Source organism: Mobilibacterium timonense, from assembly GCF_900155555.1.
Classification (GTDB): Bacteria; Bacillota; Clostridia; order Peptostreptococcales; family Anaerovoracaceae; genus Allobaileyella; species Allobaileyella timonense.
In genome coordinates this window covers 280,192-301,392 of sequence record NZ_FUHN01000007.1, presented here as the reverse complement: position 1 = coordinate 301,392, position 21,201 = coordinate 280,192, and the positions used below count along the sequence as shown (strand labels likewise).

General features: G+C 49.2%; 19 protein-coding genes. 14 read left to right on the top strand and 5 right to left on the bottom strand.

Annotation, left to right across the window (positions count from 1 at the left end; genetic code table 11):
* The first annotated feature begins 356 nt into the window (after nt 1–356).
* From BQ7382_RS04340 to BQ7382_RS04290, 11 genes are all read left to right on the top strand, one after another.
* A complete protein-coding gene (locus tag BQ7382_RS04340; RefSeq protein WP_159437221.1) occupies nt 357–1,271 on the top strand; it encodes a GGDEF domain-containing protein in 915 nt (304 codons plus the stop codon).
* 1 nt (nt 1,272) lies between these two features.
* On the top strand, nt 1,273–4,695 hold the full coding sequence (locus BQ7382_RS04335; RefSeq protein WP_077390911.1) for an EAL domain-containing protein: 3,423 nt from the start codon (nt 1,273–1,275) through the stop codon (nt 4,693–4,695).
* Nucleotides 4,696–4,762: 67 nt separating this feature from the next.
* Nucleotides 4,763–5,050 carry a hypothetical protein gene (locus BQ7382_RS09790; protein WP_235847968.1) on the top strand — a complete coding sequence of 96 codons (288 nt, stop codon included), beginning with the start codon at nt 4,763–4,765 and terminating at the stop codon, nt 5,048–5,050.
* Nucleotides 5,047–5,295: an MGMT family protein gene (locus BQ7382_RS09785; RefSeq protein WP_331465913.1), complete on the top strand. Its 249-nt coding sequence runs from the start codon at nt 5,047–5,049 to the stop codon at nt 5,293–5,295. The genes BQ7382_RS09790 and BQ7382_RS09785 overlap by 4 nt, the downstream gene beginning before the upstream one ends.
* Nucleotides 5,296–5,333: 38 nt before the next feature.
* Nucleotides 5,334–5,645 (top strand): hypothetical protein, encoded by a 312-nt coding sequence (locus BQ7382_RS04325; protein ID WP_077390910.1) that lies wholly within the window; start codon nt 5,334–5,336, stop codon nt 5,643–5,645.
* Nucleotides 5,646–5,751: 106 nt separating this feature from the next.
* On the top strand, nt 5,752–6,198 hold the full coding sequence (locus BQ7382_RS04320) for a MarR family winged helix-turn-helix transcriptional regulator (protein ID WP_077390909.1): 447 nt from the start codon (nt 5,752–5,754) through the stop codon (nt 6,196–6,198).
* Between the two features lies 1 nt (nt 6,199).
* Nucleotides 6,200–7,054, top strand: coding sequence for a pirin family protein (locus BQ7382_RS04315; protein ID WP_077390908.1), 855 nt, complete (start codon nt 6,200–6,202; stop codon nt 7,052–7,054).
* A 29-nt stretch (nt 7,055–7,083) separates the two neighbouring features.
* Nucleotides 7,084–7,242 carry a YbjQ family protein gene (locus BQ7382_RS04310; protein WP_077390907.1) on the top strand — a complete coding sequence of 53 codons (159 nt, stop codon included), beginning with the start codon at nt 7,084–7,086 and terminating at the stop codon, nt 7,240–7,242.
* 323 nt (nt 7,243–7,565) lie between these two features.
* Nucleotides 7,566–9,326 carry a sensor domain-containing diguanylate cyclase gene (locus BQ7382_RS04305; RefSeq protein WP_159437220.1) on the top strand — a complete coding sequence of 587 codons (1,761 nt, stop codon included), beginning with the start codon at nt 7,566–7,568 and terminating at the stop codon, nt 9,324–9,326.
* Between the two features lie 304 nt (nt 9,327–9,630).
* The gene (locus BQ7382_RS04295; RefSeq protein WP_077390904.1) at nt 9,631–10,413 is read left to right on the top strand and encodes a TVP38/TMEM64 family protein; all 783 of its coding nucleotides are present in this window, start codon (nt 9,631–9,633) and stop codon (nt 10,411–10,413) included.
* A gap of 38 nt (nt 10,414–10,451) precedes the next feature.
* Nucleotides 10,452–11,144, top strand: coding sequence for an MgtC/SapB family protein (locus BQ7382_RS04290; RefSeq protein ID WP_077390903.1), 693 nt, complete (start codon nt 10,452–10,454; stop codon nt 11,142–11,144).
* A 76-nt stretch (nt 11,145–11,220) separates the two neighbouring features.
* Here the strand turns inward: BQ7382_RS04290 and BQ7382_RS04285 are convergent, their stop codons facing one another.
* Nucleotides 11,221–11,913 (bottom strand): helix-turn-helix domain-containing protein, encoded by a 693-nt coding sequence (locus tag BQ7382_RS04285; protein WP_077390902.1) that lies wholly within the window; start codon nt 11,911–11,913, stop codon nt 11,221–11,223.
* 281 nt (nt 11,914–12,194) lie between these two features.
* Here BQ7382_RS04285 and BQ7382_RS04280 point away from each other — a divergent pair, with 281 nt between their 5' ends.
* The 3 genes from BQ7382_RS04280 (at nt 12,195) to BQ7382_RS04270 (ending at nt 17,042) form a co-directional block, all read left to right on the top strand.
* Nucleotides 12,195–13,508: an MFS transporter gene (locus tag BQ7382_RS04280; RefSeq protein ID WP_077390901.1), complete on the top strand. Its 1,314-nt coding sequence runs from the start codon at nt 12,195–12,197 to the stop codon at nt 13,506–13,508.
* A complete protein-coding gene (locus tag BQ7382_RS04275) occupies nt 13,483–15,531 on the top strand; it encodes a CocE/NonD family hydrolase (RefSeq protein WP_205408164.1) in 2,049 nt (682 codons plus the stop codon). Before BQ7382_RS04280 ends, BQ7382_RS04275 begins: the two co-directional genes overlap by 26 nt.
* Before the next feature lie 68 nt (nt 15,532–15,599).
* Nucleotides 15,600–17,042: an APC family permease gene (locus BQ7382_RS04270; protein ID WP_077390900.1), complete on the top strand. Its 1,443-nt coding sequence runs from the start codon at nt 15,600–15,602 to the stop codon at nt 17,040–17,042.
* A 202-nt stretch (nt 17,043–17,244) separates the two neighbouring features.
* Here the strand turns inward: BQ7382_RS04270 and BQ7382_RS04260 are convergent, their stop codons facing one another.
* The 4 genes from BQ7382_RS04260 to BQ7382_RS04245 form a co-directional block, all read right to left on the bottom strand.
* A complete protein-coding gene (locus tag BQ7382_RS04260) occupies nt 17,245–18,600 on the bottom strand; it encodes an MATE family efflux transporter (RefSeq protein WP_077390898.1) in 1,356 nt (451 codons plus the stop codon).
* Nucleotides 18,601–18,650: 50 nt separating this feature from the next.
* On the bottom strand, nt 18,651–19,106 hold the full coding sequence (locus BQ7382_RS04255; protein WP_077390897.1) for a MarR family winged helix-turn-helix transcriptional regulator: 456 nt from the start codon (nt 19,104–19,106) through the stop codon (nt 18,651–18,653).
* Between the two features lie 98 nt (nt 19,107–19,204).
* Entirely contained in the window at nt 19,205–20,569 is a 1,365-nt protein-coding gene (locus tag BQ7382_RS04250) for an MATE family efflux transporter (protein WP_077390896.1), read from the bottom strand.
* 1 nt (nt 20,570) lies between these two features.
* The gene (locus tag BQ7382_RS04245; RefSeq protein ID WP_159437219.1) at nt 20,571–21,023 is read right to left on the bottom strand and encodes a MarR family winged helix-turn-helix transcriptional regulator; all 453 of its coding nucleotides are present in this window, start codon (nt 21,021–21,023) and stop codon (nt 20,571–20,573) included.
* Nucleotides 21,024–21,201 lie beyond the last annotated feature (178 nt).

Here is a 21,201-nt window from a genome sequence, read left to right as displayed (position 1 = left end):
TGAACCTTAACAAGAAATACCGTACTCTTGACTATAATCAATAGTATGATATGAATTGCAATTTGTCAACAAGAAACGTCCCCGGTGACACGGTGATTTCAAATAAGAACATCTGAAAATATCAGGCAATTATTTAATCGCGGGGTTATAATGTGTAGAGTATTCAAAATGTGATATCACAAGGTGCCTGAGGGGGTAGCTGGAAAGTGTTTGATATAATTTCGTCTTTTTTTAATATTGGAATATCTGAAGAAGAATACCGCAAACTGAAAGGGCGGGTCAACGAGGACAATCGCAAGAATCTTATGTTTCTCTCCAGGATACTGAGCTTGTTGCTCATACCCGGAGTTGTTTTTGTGTATTTCTATTACGGTGGATTCAGCAATCACTTCTGGGTCTATCTGTCGCTGCAGATCTGCCTGATCCTGTCATTTTTTCACGCGAGGGTAGTGGAAAAGAGAGCAAACACCAACATACTTTTACAGATCTATGTTTTCAACAGCATCCTGATAGGTTACAGCATAGTACTCAGCACCATTATGAATCCCGATATGATGGCGGTAAAATACATAGCATTTATCATGGTGCTGCCGTTGTTTTTCACGGACCGCCCCGTTCGGATAAGCCTTTATATATGTGCCTGCACCACTCTATTCATTGTCAGCGCAGTGATAAATGACGCCAGGAACATACTTCCGCTGGATATTGCTCAGTCCCTGATATTCGGAACGGTTGGCATCATAACCAGTACGTATATGACGCGGATCAAGATCCAGCGCCTGTACTTTGAAGGAAAGTGGAAGTATATAAGCGAGACGGACCTGATGACCGGACTGAACAGTCGTAACCTCTACGAGCAGGAACTCTCCATCTTTCCCGGAAGGTGCAGAAAAAATCTCTCATGTGTTTTTCTCGACGTCAACGGGCTTCACGAGGTGGACATAAAACAGGGGTATGATGCGGGTGACAGCATCCTTAAGACCGCCTCAGAGATATTCCAGCGCCATTTCGGGCAGGAATATTCCTACCGGATAGGCGGTGATGAGTTCGTGGCTTTCATTCCGGACTGCAACGAGAATGAGATACGGAAAATGATGGATCGCATATACGAAGAGATCAAGGCTGCGGGTTTTTCGGTCTCCATGGGCATGTCAGATATGAAAAAAGAAGATATCGACATGAGCGCGCTGACGAAAAATGCAGCGAACGAGATGTCGGAGGTAAAGCGTCAACATTACCAGAAAGCTGAAAACGACAGAAGGAGCAGATAAAATGGGGACGTATGAAATATCATCTGATACACGGTCTTTTCTTGAAAATATCCCTATCCCTCTTGCCGTATACCGGTATGTAGACGATCAGATAAAGCCACTTCTTGTTTCAAAGGCATATCTTAGGCTATTCGGATATGACAGCTGTCAGGAAGCAGTGTACTGCCTCAACACAGATCTGTACAGAAACGTTCATCCCGACGATATTGCAAGGATGGAAGATCATTCTTACAGTTTTGCAACACAGGACGACAGCTACGATGTGATATTCAGGAACAGGAGGGAAGACCAGTCCGATTATCATATTATTCACGGAACAGGCAAACACATTTCGGTAAACGGTGCGGAACTGGCTTTTATCACGTACACAGATGAAACTGCCGATTCCGGAAATGATGAAATCGTGAAGGCTGTACTGACCACGCTGTCCGATAAATATTCTCCATCTGAGAGCACTGAATTCTCAAAGCACTACGATGAGCTCACCGGAATGCACAATATGACTCACTTCCTCGAGTATGCCGGCGCCGGCATCGAGAAGATGTGGGAAAAGGGTCAAGTGCCTGTAGTCATGTATTTCGACCTGTGCGATCTGAAGATGTTTAACAGCAGATACGGGTTTAAAGCAGGAGATGAACAGATCTGCTGCCTTGCAAGGCTGATCGGAAAGTTCTTTGATGCGGATAAGTCTTCTCGCTTCGAGAGTGACCATTTTGTAGTGTATTCTGAAGATGATCAGATTGAATCCCGGCTCAACGAGCTATTTTTGCAGATGAAGGATCTGAATGATGGAAACAATCTGGCGGTAAAGGTAGGCATATTTAAATTCGAAAATGATGGTACCAGGCTGACGGATGCCTGCGACAAAGCGAGACTGGCATGTGAATCGATTTCAGGTACAATATCATCTGTCTTTGAATGGTTTAATGACAGAATAATGGAAAGAGCCTCCTTCAAATACTATATTATGCGTAACTTTGAAAAGGCTCTGAACAATGGGTGGATAAAGGTGTTCTATCAGCCCGTAGTCCGCACGATGACCAGAACAGTCTGCAGCGGAGAGGCTCTGGTGAGGTGGATGGACCCTGAATACGGTGTGATATCTCCGGGCCAGTTCATTCCAATACTTGAAGAGACCGGTCAGATATACAGACTTGATCTCCATGTGTTTGAGCAGGTGTGCAGGGATTATCGTAAGGTGTCTGGAAATGATGTTGACGTGATCCCTGTATCAGTGAATCTGTCACGCAAAGACTTCCTCCACGACGACCTGCCGGACACCTTGGACAGGATCTCACAGCAGTATGGAGTTCCGAGAGAATTCACAAATATCGAAATAACAGAAAGCGCTTTCGTAAAGAATATCGACAAGGTCGAAGCCTTCATCAGCAGGTTTCATCAGCTGGGTTACAAGGTGTGGATGGACGATTTCGGATCGGGATATTCCTCACTCGAAGTACTGAAGAATTATTCGTTTGATGAGCTGAAGATCGACATGGCGTTCCTCAAGGACTTTGATGAGAAGTCCAGGAAAATGATCACATCCATCGTAAGGATGGCAAAGTCCCTGGATATTTCCACACTGGCAGAAGGGGTGGAAACAGAAGAACAATATCTCTTCCTGAGAAATATCGGCTGCGAAAAAATCCAGGGCTACTATTTCGGCCGTCCAATGCCAATAGATCAGATGCCGGGATTTTTCAAGAGCATGGGAATGACGCGGGAACCTGCAAAGTGGAGAAGCTACTTTTCCAGGCTGAGCCAGATCGATTATCTTACAGACAAACCTCTTTGTGTGGTGGACGATGACGGTGTGAATATGAACCTTCTCTTCGCTAACCAGGCCTATAGAGATGTTCTGATAAAAGACAATGTTCCCGATCTGAAGGGATGGGAGAAAAAAATAAACACTGCAGGTGATCCTATTCACATGTTCCACAGGCAGTTCGCTGACCAGCAGCTGAGGAAACTTAACGGCCCTCAGACTACGTCATATCCGTCTGGAGATCATTATATGCAGCTCACGGGATCAGTTGTGGCCATTCAGGGTGATCACTACCTTTATAAAGTCCACATCCAGTATGTGACAGTGAAAGTTGATGATATTCAGCAGGTCAGAATGGAATCCATGAGTGATCTGTATTACATGTGCAACGACATCGCCATTTATGATTTGGAGAACAACACCGTTGAGGGCGTGAAATCCTCGTTGTCAGATCAGCCGATGGGTGTGGGTATAAAGCTTAAGGACCTGACTTCTGTGATCAATGCCTGGAAGATGAATTACTGCTACCTTCCGGATCAGAAGCGCTTTGCGGAATTCATGGATGTATCCACCCTAAGGTCTCGTATGGAGAATAACGATAAGAGTGCCCTTACTGGAATGTTCCGAAGTATTACTGCTTCAGGAGAATACCGCTGGTTCCTGCATCTTATCGTTCCGGTCCAGAGATCTGATTTCAGGCTAGCGCTTCACGTCACACTTGAGACGGGAATGGATGAAGAAAGCATCAAAAAAGTGGCATCCGACCTCAGCGATGCCGGCTCGAGCCGCCATACTGTCGGAGTAACGGACGAGGTGCTCTGGAAAAATATGATCCTGAACGCAAAGCGAATGTATTTCTGGAAGGACGATAAGAGGCGGTTCCTAGGTGCAAGCAGAAGTTTCCTCAGATATTTCGGATTCAGTTCAGAAGAGGACATAATAGGAAAAACAGACGAAGATATGATGTGGCACATCGATCCGGCTCCATTCAGAGATGATGAAGAAGAGATACTGAGCAGGGGGAAGAAGATATACCTCAGGAGAGGATGCTGCATAGTAAACGGAACGAACAGGGACATCATCGTCAGCAAGATCCCTGTGTACCGTGACGGCAGGATCATAGGATTATTAGGGACTGTGATAGATGCAGAAGGGTCAACAAAGTTCTTTAACGAGGAAAATAAGCTGTCATCTGTCGATGAGGTCACAGGCCTTGCCAATGCCAGGGGTGTGTCGGAAAGTATCTATTCATATTTGAGTGAGCGCTGGCACAGAGGGACAAATGTAGCTCTGATGGAGATAATTGTCCCTGAATACAGCGACGTAGTAAGACTTTACGGAGACGATTCAGGAAATTGTCTGCTGTGCGAGACAGGTGCTATCCTGAGAAAAAGTGCTGGCACCAGGTGTGTTATAGGCAGAGTGCAGGGAAGCCTGTTTTACCTTCTGATGAACTTCAACAGCAAGGAAGATGTGCGCAATATCGCCAGGAAGATCAGGCAGGGGATAGAGTCAATGAGAAAGGCCGGTCAGTGGAGCGGGAACTGCAGCGTGGATATCACGGTGTCATATACGGATAAATCCAGCAGTGACAAAGAATCATACATAAACGGATTGACCCGGTTGATACTTAACAGTGAAGATCACGAGGAACTCTGATTTAAATAACGTGTGTCACGTGGATGGTCATGACCGGACGTGTTGCATTGTATAGAAAGGATCATTTATGGATTATTCCAGCCACTATTCATCCCCTCTGGGAAACATGATCATGACCAGCGATGGGACCGCTCTCACGGGTCTCTGGTTCGAAGGCCAGAAATATTCTGGATCCGGTCATGAGATCGCAAGTGCTGATGAGACGCTGACAGTATTCAGGGACACAGCGAGGTGGCTGGACATATATTTCGATGGCAGAGAGCCGGACTTCACACCTCCGCTGGTTGCAGACGTACTGATTTTCGCAGAGAGGTCTGGGACATCCTGTTCACGATCCCGTACGGCCAGACCATGACCTACGGCGAGATCGCGGGTATCATTGCCCGGAAAAAAGGGATCTCCCGTATGTCGGCACAGGCGGTCGGCGGTGCGGTGGGTCACAATCCCATCTCGATCATCATCCCGTGCCACAGAGTCATGGGCTTGGGAGGTAACCTGACCGGTTACGGCGGAGGCATCCAGAGGAAAGTTAAGCTCCTTGAGCTGGAGAATGTCGACACATCGGCATTTTTCATTCCCGAAAGAGGGACCGCACTTTAGGACTGAGTTTTAATAATCGAAAGCTGAGGAAAGACAAAATGGAACTGCAGGATTTTACAGAAAAAGAACAGAAGCAGATAAGGGCGGGTCTATCCACGGCCGAGATAAGCGATAAAGAGGCGGCGGACAAGATCCTCGCACTGGTACCGGAGGAGTGGATAAAGAAGATCCCTTTCTTTGTCAGGAATCACGCAACCACGAAGACAATAGAGAAGATCGCAAACCAGTATCCTGAGCTTTATGCTGCAGCTAAACAAGAGGGAGAGCTTCCCGAGAAAGAACGTGAAGAGCTTCGGGGTATCATCACCGGTATTTTCAAAGAGCGTATGGAGAAACATAAGATAAAGTAAAAGATCGGGGGCATTCCCAGTTGACTTTTTTCACAGCATCTCGGTGAAAATCCTGTTGACAATTAGGTCTAATTAGATATAATATCCATCAAGAAGAGGTGAGAATATGTTAGAAGAAAGATATATTTTGATAGGCATCCATCGGATCGTGAAGGAACTGGACAGGGAGACCGCGCGAATAGCCGGAGCACATGGCCTGACTCTCCCGCAGTTCATGGTCCTGGAGGCGCTGCTATATAGAGACGTTATGACTGTGGGTGAGATCAAAGAGAAAGTACTGAGCAGCAACGGCACTATTCCCGTGGTAATTTCAAACTTGGAGAAGCAGGGTATGGTCCGAAGGGAAAAAGATCCAGAAGATCACAGGAGATCCATAGTGAAGCTGACCGCAGAGGGCAGAGAGGTGATCCGGGAGATTTGTCCGGAAAACGACGAGATGTTCCGTGAAAAGTTTTCTGTCTGGTCCAGGGAAGACAAGAAGATCCTGGTGGAACTGCTGAACAAATATCGCAAAAATTCAAAAATACCGGAAAATACCGGAAGGGAGAAATAAAATGTTAAGAAAAGTTATAAAACAGGTACAGGGATATCGCACACAGGACGGGGCCGGCGTGAGCCTGGTGAGGGTACTGGGAAATCAGACCACGGATGAATACGATCCATTCCTCATGCTGGACGCCTTTGATTCTACGGATCCGTCAGACTACATTGCCGGCTTCCCTATGCACCCGCACAGGGGGATAGAGACTTTTACGTTCCTCTCCAAAGGCACCATGATCCACGAAGATCATCTTGGCACTAAAGCGGCCATCCACGACGGGGAAGCCCAGTGGCTAACTGCCGGTTCCGGGGCTTTTCACTCTGAAATGCCTCAGCCTTCGGAGCGCATGTTGGGCCTGCAGCTGTGGCTCAACATCCCGGCGAAGTACAAGATGACAGCAGAGCCTTTTTACCACGGCGTTGTGACCAGCGAGATACAGGAGTTTCCGTTGGAGCACGGGAAGCTCAGGCTTCTGGCAGGAAACTATCAGGGTCATTCCGGGATACAGGGGAAGTACCTGCCGCTGGACTACTACGACATCTTCCTGGATCCGCACGGCTCGGTAGAGCTTAGTGTTCCGGGAAAAAACAAGTCTGCTATGGTGTTCACTCTTGAGGGTGATGCGAAGGTCAGCGGCACGCCGGTAAAAGAGAAGACAGCTGTTAAGCTTGGCGATGGAGACACCGTTACCATCGAGGCGGGCGACGATCCTATAGAGATCATCTTCATGTGTTCCGAGCGCCTGGGCGAGCCCGTGGCCTGGTACGGCCCGATCGTGATGAATACAAGTGATGAGCTGATAACAGCCCTCGACGAGCTGGAGCAGGGTGGCTTCGTGAAGCAGGCGGCTGCTTACGAAAATAAGTAATTATCGATCACGTATTTGCAGTCACTAAGATGATGGACGCTGCCAGAGACATAGCAACTGACCGGATGATACGGCAGGCTGAGGAAATGGTGGCAGATGCCATCGTTGCTGTCCGTTTTGCCACTTCGGCGATCATGCAGAGTGCAGCGGAGATAATGGTCTACGGGACGGCGGTGAAGTTCAGGTAAAACCAGGTGTAAGTCAAATCAACGCTAAGGGTGGCTCGTGCCGCCCTTTTTTGTTGCGAGGAGTTTAGTTCACTCTAGTGAAGATGGCAAACAGCACTAAGAGCTGGTTTTAGCGTTTACTTTCATTATTTGTTCGATTGAAATTTAGTATTGTAGCATTGAATTCCAGATATGTTTTTATACAAAAAAACAAATATTTTCAAAAAAACGGTACGAGTAAAGCTCCAGATGTAATATACTGTACCTAGAGCATTTATCAAGGGATATTTGAATTGGATCCAAGACGGTTACATATGAAAGTCGATAAAAAACAGAAAATATTGTTGATACTGATCAGCGCTTCTCTGCTGATCCTGAATATTGTGACCTCTGTCAGTGTGTATCACAAAGAGAGAAATCTGAAGCTGGAACGTGCGGCCAATGTGTCAAAGGCTTACGCCATGGAGGTGAAAAGGGACCTCTCGTACGGGACTGACTGCACTCAATACATTAAGGAACTTGTTGCCGCAGACAGCGGACAAGTAGACAGGTTCGACGACAGCGCCAGGCTCATTACGCAGAAGAATGTGGAGTACCTTGCACTGGTGAGGGATGGCGCTATTTATGACAGCTATACGAAAGGTGTGTATCAGGAAAAGCTGGATGGCCTGATGGAATTATCTCAGGTCGCTTCAGCGGCGGAATATGCAGCGAAAACCCGCAAGCCCGTGCTCTACGGCCCGTTCTCTTTTCCCGGTGTAGGGAGAAGAGTCATCGTGATCGATCCCGTGCTGCTTAAAAACAGTTCCGGAAAAGCGTACCTCTGGGGATATGCGGTGGCGGTCATGCGCGTTCCTGATGTCTATAAACATACGCTCAAGGAGTTGAGATCCCTGAGATATGATTACTGCCTGGATTCCACCATCAGCCCGGCTGTAAAAAAGCAGGTGAGCGTCGAAGCCGGAATGGGAAACAAGGAAACGCTGACAGAGCCTACCGGGTATACTATCGATATAGGACAGTGCAAATGGACACTGAATGTTGAACCTATAGAAGGTTGGAATTCCAATCAGGCGCTGTTTATCTTCATAGAAGGCCTGATCCTGAATGTTTTTCTTATAATGTCGATCTACACGGTGATACGGATAGGACAGCAGGAAAAAACCATGAGAAAGATGGCCTATGTGGATGCTCTTACGGGGATCTTCAACCGAGGCGGTTTCATGGACAGGATGGACCAGTACATGAACAGCTGCGATTCTTCAATGACTACAGTGTTCATAGACATAGACGACTTCAAGGTCATCAACGACGTATATGGGCATATGGTGGGAGATAAGGTCCTTATAGATCTGGCAGATCATCTCAGCAAGATCTTCGCTGAAGATTCTGTCGTAGGCAGGACCGGAGGCGACGAGTTCTGTGTGCTGATAACTGGCAAGACTGCAGAGGAGTCACGAGATATCATAAACAGAGTGGTGGAAGAACAATGGCATGTCACAGCGGGTGACAAGGAGGTGTCATATAGTGTATCTGCAGGATTTGCTGATTATCCTGCTCAGGCACATGACCGTCAGCAGCTCCTCATAATGGCAGATGAAGCGTTGTATGCTGCCAAGGCGGAGGGCAAGAATAAATCAAAGCACTATGAAAGCAGGATGAGCGGCATCAAGAGGGAGCAGATGGGATTCAGCGCGAAGACCATCGCCTCAGGGATACCTGGAGCATTTTTGATATACAAGGCAGATGAGGATGAGCAGATCTTCTTTGCGAATGAAGACCTCATACGCCTCTTCGGGTGCAGGGATATGGAGGATTTCATGGACTATACGCAGTCCAGCTTCCGACATGTCGTCCATCCGGATGACCTCGAGCGAGTGGAGAAAGAGATCAGACAGCAGATCGAGCTCCAGAGAGAGGATCCGGAAAACCCGCACGACTACTATGACGATTACGTTGAATACAGGATCATCACCAGGGATGGGGAGACGGTCCCTGTGATCGACCTGGGGCGTCTCGTTTACGACGATCACTACGGTGAGGTGTTCTTCGTCTTCATCTTCCGCAAGGAGATAGCTGTGAAGAGATCGATGATCTTTAAATGAGACAATTGAAAGTGATCGAGGCTGTCCTTTTGCAGACAGCCTTTTTGCTTGAATGTTTCCTGCTTTTTAAACTATTATTGAAAATAAGCATGTATTGGAACAGAGAGGACGCATATATGGCAACGTTTGAAGATTTTATGAAACTTGATATCCGTACGTGCACCATCGTCGAAGCGGAGGTATTTGCAAAGGCACGAAAGTCTGCGTACAAGCTGGGATAGACCATTGAAAAAAAAATGCGGTGAGTGATACCATATTGCACATTAGCATACCTTATCTTTTGTGAAGGACGATTTGTTTGTATATGAAGAAAAAGAAACCTGATTTTCAGACGCTGGTGCGTGGGGCGGCGCTGCTGGTGACGATATTGATACTTTTGTATATTTTTAAGGAACACTCGCCCAGGCTGTTTCAGCTGGTGAAGGATGGGAAAATATCCCAGATAGATGACTATGTCCGTGCCCAGGGAAGTTCTGGTGCCATGGTGATGATACTGCTCCAGAGCGCCTGCACCGTTACTATCGTGCTGCCGCTTTTTCCCATCTACATCTGTGACGGGATCATCTTCGGTAAGATAACTGGGATCATCATGTGTTACGTGACGAATGTGGCCATGAACCTTGTGATATTCAAGGTTGCCGGGTTCTCCAAGAAGCTCACCGACCAGGTGCTCGGATCCCACAGTAATCCCTGGCTGCAGGACCTGCTGGATCACACACATCACCCTGACAGGGTCTTCCTGATCGCCAGCGCCATTCCACTGATACCAAACGGCCTCATTCCTTTTGTTGCATCCAGGACGAATATACGGGCTCGGGACTTCATCCGGGCCATCGCCATCGGGTGCCTTCCGAGCACCATTATATTCATAGTGGCAGGAGACGCGATCCTCCACGCCATGAACAGCCCCGGCTTCGTCGTATTCATCGTGTCGCTGATCGTGGCGGGCGCGATACTCTTTTTCAAATACCGCAAGAGGATCACCGAGGCCATACAGCCGCGCATGAAGGAGTACCTCTCGAAAAAGGAGAACGAGTCCGCTGAGCATGGGCGAATGTCGGAAGAGCCTGGCGGAGAAGAAAAGTAGTCCGGGCGCGCCTCTTTTAGCGGGAAAGGAGAGAGCGTATGAATATGTACATTATTACGGGAACCGATGTTTCTCTCGGTTCCATGACCGTGCGGCTGATACTTGCCGCAGTGCTTGGCGCGCTTGTGGGAGCCGACAGAGAGTCCTCGGGACAGGCGGCCGGAGTCAGAACGTTTTCCCTGGTGTGCCTGGGTTCGTGCCTGGCTATGCTCACAGGTGAATATCTTTTTACGATCTACCCGAAGACGGACCCGTCCAGGATCGCAGCTCAGGTCATCAGCGGCATAGGTTTCCTGGGTGTTGGGACCATCGTGGTCACAGCAAGGAAAAATGTGAAGGGCCTTACCACTGCAGCGACCCTCTGGGTCACCGCTGCCCTTGGCATCGCCATCGGGGCGGGACTCATCTGGGTGTCGCTGATATGCTTTATTCTGATAGTGATCGTTGTCCTCATTCTTACGCCGGTGAGCCGCTACCTCGACCGGACCAACCGCAGGGTGGTCATGTATATTGAGCTTGACTACGGCGAGGGCATCGTGGACTTTTTCAACTTCATCCGTGAGAGGGGTTATACGATCCATTCAATGGAGAAGATGACGTCCGCATCTATCCTGAAAGATGACATCTCATTGCGGATGGTGGTGGATATGGAAAAACGCCGTGATCACACGGCATTCATCAAAGAGATAAGAGAGCTTCCATATGTTCATTACGTTGAGGAAGCCAGATAAACATTCTTAGATTACGAGCGCCTCTGTATAAGGGGCGTTTTTTTGAGCTGTGTAACAGCAGATATGAGGCATAGCATCATTGCACTATAAAGAAATTCTCTCTGGATATTTCCCTGAGCTCATCTTTTGTTATCTTGAGTTTTGGTATCAGACTGTTAAGATCCCTTACGGGCGATTCAGTAACCAGCACCTTGAGCGCAAGGCTCTGGTAATAGCTCGAGATCGTAGACATCAGTCCGACCCGGTCCTTGCCGACGGGGGCGAGCGTAGGGATCCGTATCATCACGGCGTCAAAGGGCTGTGCAACGTTTTTCATCACGTAGACCATGTTTGAGTCGCTGTATTCAACTGTCCCATCGTATATGTAACTGCAGTTGTAAAAATCGGATATGTTCTTCACGTTGAAGTACATAAGCGAATGAAAGTTGGCGTTGTCGTTCAGTATAACTGAAGAATGTACCTTACTATTCTGACCACTGTAATAGTAGAGATACAGCCGAGAAATAAAGTACTTGCTGTATCGCTGGATATCAGAGGCATTTTCCTCGGTCTCGGTCCCAGGCAAAAGTGTTCTGACGTCTATCGAGAGAAGGCGGCAGATGTCGAGGAGATCGTTTATTCCCATGAAGAGCTGTCCGTTCTCGTATTTTGACAGGGTGGAGACGCTCTTGTTCAGGTCATGAGCCATATCAGATAGGGTGATATGTTTGGCTTTTCTGATCGTGCGTATGGTCCTTCCGATGAATAAATACAGTTCATTAGTATCCATAACTTTCTTATCCTTTGCAAATGATAAAAATCAATTTTCTTTAATATTATCCACAAAATACGTTTTCCAAAAAAGAAAATATGATATGAATTTATTCATTTATAAGGTATTCTAATTCATTTTATCGATAATATCGAGTGAAATTTTCTTTTTACGAAAATTCTTCAATGAAAATTTTCCTCTCTAGAAAACCGCCTCGCTTTGATAAAACTTTAACTATGGTGTAGATTTCGGATAACAAAAGGGTATTGGGATAAGACAAAGAGAGGAGGGGAGTTTATATGGCGACCTCAAGTAGAGTGGGATACCGTAAAAATATCGGAACTATCCTGCTGCTGGCCTTCGCGGGATCCATCATTTACGGACTTCCGTATTTCAGGTCATACTTTTATCAGACCTATGTGGACATGTACCATCTGACCAACACGCAGATGGGGATGCTCGGAAGTGCTTACGGACTTCTGGGAGTCGTCTCCTATGTTATCGGAGGAGTTCTGGCCGACAAGTTCAAGGCAAAACGTCTGCTGATCCTGTCCATGATCCTCACAGGTCTTGGCGGACTGCTGCACCTGGTGGTCCACAGCTATCAGGCACTTCTGTTCATCTACGGACTCTGGGGAGTAACATCACTGCTGACCTTCTGGCCGGCGCTGATGAAGGTGGTGAGGACTCAGGCTACAGACGCAGAACAGAGCAAGGCCTACGGCACATTTGAAGGAGGCAGGGGAGTATTCAATGCGGCACACCTGGCGGTCGCAACTGCGATCTTCGGATTTTTTCAGGCGAAGGCCATGCCTTACATGGGGATAAGAGCGATAATCGTCTTTTACTCGGCGGCTCCTATCATTGTCGGTATCATTTTCATTTTCCTTCTCAAGGAGCCTGAAAAGATCGACGATGAAGCAACTGCTGAAAAGAGAAAGGTATCTTTCAAGGATATGCTGATGATCCTGAAGATGCCGGTTATCTGGCTCGTGATCATAATGATGTACACCAGCTACACGTTCAACCTGTCTTCATATTACTTTACCCCGTATGCCAACAACATCATCGGCGTCTCTGCAGTAGTGGCGGCCATTCTGACTGTGCTTGCCCAGTACGTAAGGCCGTTCGCCTCAACGATCGGCGGATTCCTCGGAGATAAGATCGGACGGTCGGAGACCATGATGATAGGATATGTGCTCATGATCGCGGGCGTCATCCTTATGGACGGAACGTATAAGATGTCCTCAAGTGTCAGGATGACCATGGTCGTTGCAGCCTGCCTGCTGGTATATGCAGGAATGTTCTGCAACTTCGGGTTGTACTTCACATTCATCTCCGAGGGTGGTATCCCTCTGGAGCTCAGCGGAGTCGCAATCGGAGTGGCATGCACACTCGGTTATCTTCCTGAGGTATTGAGCTATTTCATCGGAGGAAAGTTGCTCGATAAATTCCCTGGATATCAGGGATATCATCTGAATTTCATGTATATGCTGGCTATGGGAGTCATTGGTCTCGTTGTGGCGGTGATCTGGTCCAGAACTTACGGCAGAAAGGCCAAACTTGCAAGAGCAGAGGAGGTGCAAAATGGCAAAGATGGAAAGGAAGCCTAAGAAGGTCATGAAGAGAGAGGACTTCCCATATGAATGGGATGTCATCGAAAATGAGTGGATAACCATGTCCGACGGCTGCAGGCTATCGGCAAGAATATGGCGCCCGAAGACGGATAAGCCGCTTCCTGCGATATTCGAGACTCAGCCATATAGAAAAAGAGACGGCATGAGGGGCAGAGATGAGCCAATGTATGGCTTCTTCGCCGGAATGGGATACAATGTAGTTCGTGTGGACATGAGAGGAGCCGGTGAGTCTGATCAGTGCTTCTACGACGAGTATCTGAAGCAGGAACAGGACGATGCCGTGGAGAGCATCGAGTGGATCAGCAAACAGCCTTGGTGCGACGGAAACGTTGGCATGATGGGGAAGTCCTGGAGCGGATTCAATTCTCTCCAGGTGGCGGCCAGAAGGCCTGAGGCCCTGAAGGCGATCATCTGCGTGGGATTCGTGGATGACAGATACACACAGGACATCCACTACAAGGGCGGGCTTCTCCTGAACGACAACTTCTGGTGGGGCAATATCATGCTGGCTTATATGTGCAGAGCGATAGATCCTGAGATCAAGCCTGACACCTGGAAAGAGGAATCCATCAAGAGGCTGGAGGAGATGCCTCTGTGGCCTGCAAACTGGCTTGAGCACCAGACCAGGGACGACTATTGGAAGCACGGTTCGGTGAGTGTGAACTACGACGACATACAGGTCCCGGTTTTCGCACTGGACGGCTGGGCAGATTCATATACAAACAGCGTCCTCACCCTGATGAACGGACTCAGCGTACCGAGGAAGGCTTTGATCGGACCTTGGGCTCACGTATTTGCCCACGACGGTGCACCTCAGCCTGCCATCGACTTCCTGGGCGAGGCAACGAAATGGTGGGATAAGTGGCTCAAGGGCATAGATAACGATACCCTCGACTGTCCTATGGTACAGGTTTGGATGGAGGACAGCATGAAGCCTGAGACCGTTCATCCTGTGAGCGACGGCCGCTGGGTAGCACTGGATGGATGGCCTTCAGCGGATGTGAAGCCTGAAACTCTTTCGATGACATACGGACATCTCCAGAAGGAACTCAATGATAAAGAAGAGATCGTGGATCTCTGCACGCTTCCTAACCACGGGCTGCTCGCCAATGAGTGGATGGGTGCAGGAGTTCCGGGAGAGTCTCCTGCAGACATGAGAGTCGATGACGGCATGGCCATGGTATTCGATTCGGATATTCTTTCCGAGGACTTCGAGGTCCTGGGATATCCTGAATTCGAAGTTGAATTCACCTGTGACAAGCCAAACGCATTCCTGTATGCTGAACTCTGCGACATCCATCCTGATGGAGCAGCGACGAGAGTTTCCTACGGACTGATGAATCTCACTCACCTGCAGGGCCACGACAAGGTGGTTTACCTGGAGCCGGGGAAGAAATACAAGGGAAAAGTCCAGCTGGATGTTTGCGGCCATCACTTTCCGGCAGGTCACAGGGTGAGACTGGCGATCGCAAATTCATTCTGGCCTATGATATGGCCATCACCTGAGCTTGCTACACTGAAGCTCGATCTTTCCACGGCAAAATTCACTCTGCCTGTATTTACCGGGAAAGACGCCAAGGGCCCTGACATGAATGCAAGATGCGCTCCGCTCACGCCTATGACCACTCTTTCAGAGGGCCACGTGGACAGGAGCATCCACTACGACCTGATCACGGATACCTGGACATCCATCACAGACGGTGTAGGTGGCGTGTTCGGAGAGGGCGTATACCGTTTCGACGATATTGGCACTGTCGTGGAACACAACCTGAAGAGGGAACTGACCATGTGCAATAAGGATCCGCTTTCTGCCAGATATACCATCACTCAGAAGATGAAAAACGGCAGACCAGGATGGCTTATCGACACGGATATCGTGGTCACCCAGACCGCTGATAAAGACTACTTCTACATAACCGGATACATGGATGCGACGCTCAACGATGAACACGTTTTCCATAGAGATTATGATTACAAGGTAAAACGAAACGGCATTTGATGAATTGGGGTACATCATCTGCCACTGACCGCTGGCGGAAATGAGTTTTGAGGGGAAGGGAGGAGAATATGAAAAAGACCGATAAGAGGATCACGTTCGGAGAACTCGTTTTCATGAACATATCCGCATTGTACGGGATAAGGTGGATAGCGAAATCCACCTCGGACAGCTTCGGCCTGGGCCTTGGCGCCATACCGACATGGGTGATATTCATGTTCATCTTCTTCGTCTCTCAGGCTCTGATGTGCGCGGAGCTGGCCTCCGCGTACCCGTCCGACGGCGGGATGGGAGAATGGGTGAAGATCGCCTACGGAACAAAATACGGCTTTATGGTCTCATGGCTCCACTGGACGGCACTCATTTTCTGGTACGCATCGTTCCTGACTTTTTTCGCCATCAACTTCACGTATATGATCGGCAGGCCGGAACTTGCGGATAACAAGATCCTGGTGCTTGGAATGTCTCTGATCATCATCTGGCTCCTGTCATTTGCAAGTATGAAGGGGATGGAATTCGGGAAATATTTTACCAGCGCTGGATCTCTTGGATCGACCATACCTACGATCTGCCTGATCGTCATGGCGTTTCTGGCGATAGTGGTTCTTAAGAAAGCTCCGAGCGCATCGGTTTATACCGTTCAGACGCTTACTCCGAAGCTGAACGCTAACTCTCTCGTCGCCATTTCGGGAATAACCTTTGCGTATACGGGTGCTGAACTCACAGCGAATTTCTGTTCTGAGATGAAGAACCCGCAGAAGGATTATCCGAGAGCCATAATGATAGCAGCTGCGGTCGTGTGCATTCTCTATGTAGTGGGATCCGTTGCGATGACCATGCTTCTTCCTACGTCTAAGATCTTTGCATATACAGGTACTCTTGATGCATTGGTAGTCGCATGTGACCTGCTTAACGTGCCTCAGTTCTTCGTTCAGGTGATAGCCCTGGGGATAACACTATCCATACTGGGTGCACTTGTGCTGTATATATCGCAGCCGACCAAGATGCTCTTCGGCCAGGCCGAGCAGGGCGTATTTCCGGAGAAGCTCACGGAGAATAATGAGCACGGAATTCCGGAAAAGGCCATACTCATGCAGGCGGTACTGGTATCTGTGCTGCTGGCCGGAGTCGCACTTTTCCCGGCGGTAGAGACCATATATAACGTTCTGGTGACAATGACCGCGCTTACGTCGCTTTTCCCATATGTGATCCTGTTCATGTCGTACATAAAGATCAAGAGGGAGAAGGAAGACGTGAAAGGACTGTATCAGATGACCAGGAACAAGAAGTGGGGCATATTCCTCGGATACATGGAGCTGGTCATCTGCGTCATTGCCATCGTATGCTCCGCACTCCCGGTAATGACCACTACAAAGGAAAACATCATTTACGAGACAGAGCTGATCGGCGGCGGCCTCCTGGTGATATTGTCCGGTCTGTGGATCTGGAAGAGGTCAGGTCTGAAAAACATTACCGTTGACATCAGATCGGTGGAACAGAAGAAGCTTCACTGACGGATCAATAGCAAAATGATAGCAATATCCTTCACATAAGAACGGAGCGGGGTCTCGTACTGAGACCCCGCTCCGCTCTTATGATCATTTTTCGCGGGAGGGGTGATAAGGCTGCTGTCGTCACGGGTGGGGAAGCCCGTGAGCGAGGCTGAGAAGAAGAACCTCTCCAGGGCTGCAGAGAGCTTTGCCGCAATGCTTGGCCTCACCGTACGAGAGCCTTTTTCCTCGTAAAGTACATGTAGTACACCAGATTGATAACTATTCCGAAGCTGGTCGCCAGAGGCGCCGCATATCCGATGTGCTGCAGAGAAGCGTGCGGCTGTATGCTCATGAGCCAGGCTACAGGAAGGCGGACGATAAAAGTCTGCGCCATGCCCTGGCACATCACGAAAAAGGACTTTTCGTGGCCGTTGAAGTATCCCATGAAGCTGAACAGGAACGGGGTCACCATGGTCTCGGCGCCGAAGCCCCGCAGGTATTCCCATCCGGCCTTGATCACATCCTGGTCCGTGGTGAAGATGCCTGATGCCAGATATCCCCTGAACCAGATGAACAGGAAAATAACTACCCCTATGCAGAAGGCGAACCCCATGGAAAATTTCATGGCGTTTCTCGCCCGGTCCTCGCGTCCGGCTCCCACGTTCTGGGATATGAATGAGGACAGAGATTGGGAGAGTGCGGACGGCACAAGCATGATAAATGAAATGATCTTGCTGGCCACTCCGTAGCCCGACGAGGCTGTGAGGCCCAGGGTGTTCACGAAGGCACAGAGAGCCAGGAAGGACAGTTGTGTCAGGAATTCCTGAAGCGCCAGTGGTGCTCCGATCTTCGCGATGTGTCCCACCTCGTGGTTCGGCTTCACATCCCGAAGCCTGAGCGTAAAGGGAAGATCCCTTTTTACCATGATAACCAGTGACATGACCACGCTGACCGCCTGAGCCAGCACTGTCGCAATAGCTGCACCCGCTACGTTCCAGTGGAAGACAGCAACAAAAAGAAGGTCGCCGACTACATTGACAGCGCAGGCGATGGCCACGAAAACGAGCGGCGTCCTTGAGTCTCCGAGGCCCCTGAAAATGGCTGCAATGACGTTGTAGGCGACTATGAAGAATATTCCTATGCCGCAGATCCGTGTGTACTGAGCAGTGTATCCAACGGCCTCTGCGGGTGACTGCATCAGCACAGCGATCTGCCGCGGGAAGGCGATCATTAGGACGCACAGAACGCAGGAGATGACCAGAAAAAGGAAGATCCCTGCCCCTAACAGGGGACCTATCTTTTCAGGCCTGTTCTCTCCCAGGTATCTGCCGATGGATATGGTGAGGGACATGGCAAACCCTGTTATTGTAAAAGTGACCAGATTGAGTACGCTGCTCCCCGTCGAGACACCGGAAAGGCCGGCCGTGGTGCCGAATCTGCCTACCACCAGCAGATCCACCGCGCCGTACATCGCCTGGAGGACCAGGGCGCCGAACACTGGGAGCATGAAGGCCAGCAGCTTTTTAGGAATGCTTCCCGTTGTGAAATCCGCCGATGTCTTTTCTGTAATTTCATTCATAAACTCTTTTCCTCTTGATTATTTATACCCCTTTTAAATATCGTCGTCTCTCAGTCCTTCATGATGTTCACCCTGCCGCGGCGCATGAGTTCTGCTACCTTGCGGATGGTGGCGGCGGTGCACTCGGCGTCTTCATCCGAGATATCACCGAGGAGACTTGACAGTGCGTCCATGTACCTGACCACATATTGCTCGTGGATCTCGCGTCCTCTGTCGCATAGCCGCAGGATGACGAGCCGCCTGTCTTTGGTCGCTTTTTCTTTTTTTACCAGGCCAAGAGCTTCCATGCTGTTGAGAGCTCTTGTCGCTCCGGGAAGGGAAGTGCCCAGCAACTCTGCAACGTCAGATACACGAGCGTTACGTCCCTGTTCCTCGAGCTGAGCGATAGCGTCAAGCACGTGTATGTAGAGCGGTGTCACGCCTTTCGGAAGCTCAGGCATCGCGGTCAGTGCCAGTTCTGCGTCCCGGAATGAATCCAGGAGCAGTTTGGTATTATCTGCGTTCACGGTATGTTTCTCCTTATAGTTAACATAGTTAATTTACATTGATAATTATATGCAAAAAAGCCCCCCGTTCAAGGGGACTTTTGTTTATTTACCTGTAATCAAATGTAATGGTACTTCTTTCTGTATCTGGCGAGCATGTAGATCGTCAGCAGGAGGCAGAGCCCGTCGGACACCACGACCACAAGCCACAGCCCATCGGTGCCAAGGAGATACGGCAGCAGATAGATGGAGATCAGCTGAAGGCCGAGGGAACGGGTGACCGATAGCATGGCAGAGATCCCGCCGTTGTTCAGAGCTGTGAAGAATCCCGATCCGAAAATATTGATGCCCATAAAGAGAAACGCAATCGAGTAGATCCGGAAGCCTCTGACTGTGAGAGCCATGAGCTCTGGATCGTAGCCGACGAAAATGCCTACAAGAAGCCTGGATGCCAGCTCGGAGAGGATCGTGATGACTACAGAGGCGGTGATGAGCATCTTCGCAGAACGCTTGAAAAGGTTTTTCAGTTCATCCTCGTTTTCCGCTCCGTAGTGAAATCCTATCACAGGGGAGATCCCCATGGTGTATCCGAAGTAGATCCCCGTAAATACGAAGTTCACGTACATGATGACACCGTACGCTGCAACGCCGTCCGTGCCTGCATACCTGAGCAGCTGCAGGTTGTACAGCATTCCTATTATTGAAGAGGCACTAACCGAGAGAAACTCCGATGAGCCGTTGGTGCTCGCCTTCACGATGTCGTGCCAGTGAAAATGTGTTTTTCCAAGGCGGAGAGGGGAGTTGTTTGGCATCAGGAAGAATACCAGAGGAATGAGACCTCCCACGTATTCACTTATCACCGTGGCGTAGGCCGCGCCGGCCAGGCCCCAGCTGAAGACTCCAACGAAGAGCCAGTCCAGCACCATGTTGGTGCATCCGGAGATGACCGTTACGACGAGGCCCATGTGCGGCCTTTCTGCCGTTATCATGAAGCTCTGAAACATACGCTGGAGCATGAAAAACGGTAGGCTCAGCATGTTTATCCGGGTGTACTGCACGGCATATGGCATCATTTCTTCGGTGGCGCCGAGAAGGCGGCAGACCCAAGGTGCGATGGCTGTTCCGACGATCCCCAGCACGATACCGCTCACCAGCAGAACGTAGGTGAGGAGAGAAAAGGTCTCATTTGCCCGTTGTTTCTCTCCCATTCCCAGACGCATGGAAACAAGGGCCGTGCCGCCGCTCCCGAACATGAATCCGAATGCGGAAAGTATCATGATGAAGGGCATTGCCAGATTCAGTGCAGCGAAAGGAACGGCTCCAACATAGTTAGAGACGAAAAATCCGTCTACGATGCCATATATGGATGTGAAGATCATCATGCATATAGATGGCAGGGTGAAGCGGATCATCTTTCCGTATGAAAAGTGATCTGAAAGCTGTATCGGCTGTTTCTTTCTCCTGATATTCAGCACGCTGCTCATATTATCTCCTGGTGTTCTCGATCTGTTCTGCTATCTCGTTAAGGGCTGTTTCATACCGCTCCATGAGTCCGAGAAAGGTTTCGCGTTCCTCCTCGGTCCACTGGTCGAAGATACCTGCCTCAAGATCCATGAAAGGGAGGACCTTCTCCCGGACGATCTCATGTCCTTTTTCAGTTAGGGTCATCTTACGGTGGCGGTTGGATCGCTCTCCAAGGACGAGCCAGCCTGCTTTTTCCATGCGCCGCACAGAGGAGTTCACCGTCTGCTTGCTCAGTCCCGTGAGCTGGATTATCTCGCACTGGCTGAAGGGACGCTGGTAGTCGCAGAGCATGTAAAGAATGGTGAGCTCGCTGTCCGCGAGTCCCATCCTGCCGCTTGCCTTGTGAAATGCGGCATTTACCCTGTCCCAGATCCTGTTGAATCTTTGAAGTGCGGAATTATCGTTCTGTGTCATATTTTCAGCACCTTTATACATATCATTCTGGTGATAATTGTGAATATAATTGTATCGTTATATATACAAAGTCCGAAATCGGACTTTGCAGCAAAATGATAGTCCGAAATCGGATTTTTGTCAAGGAGAGAAAAGTGGTGGTGTCGTCAGACACAGGGGTCTCTTCGTGATAAAATAG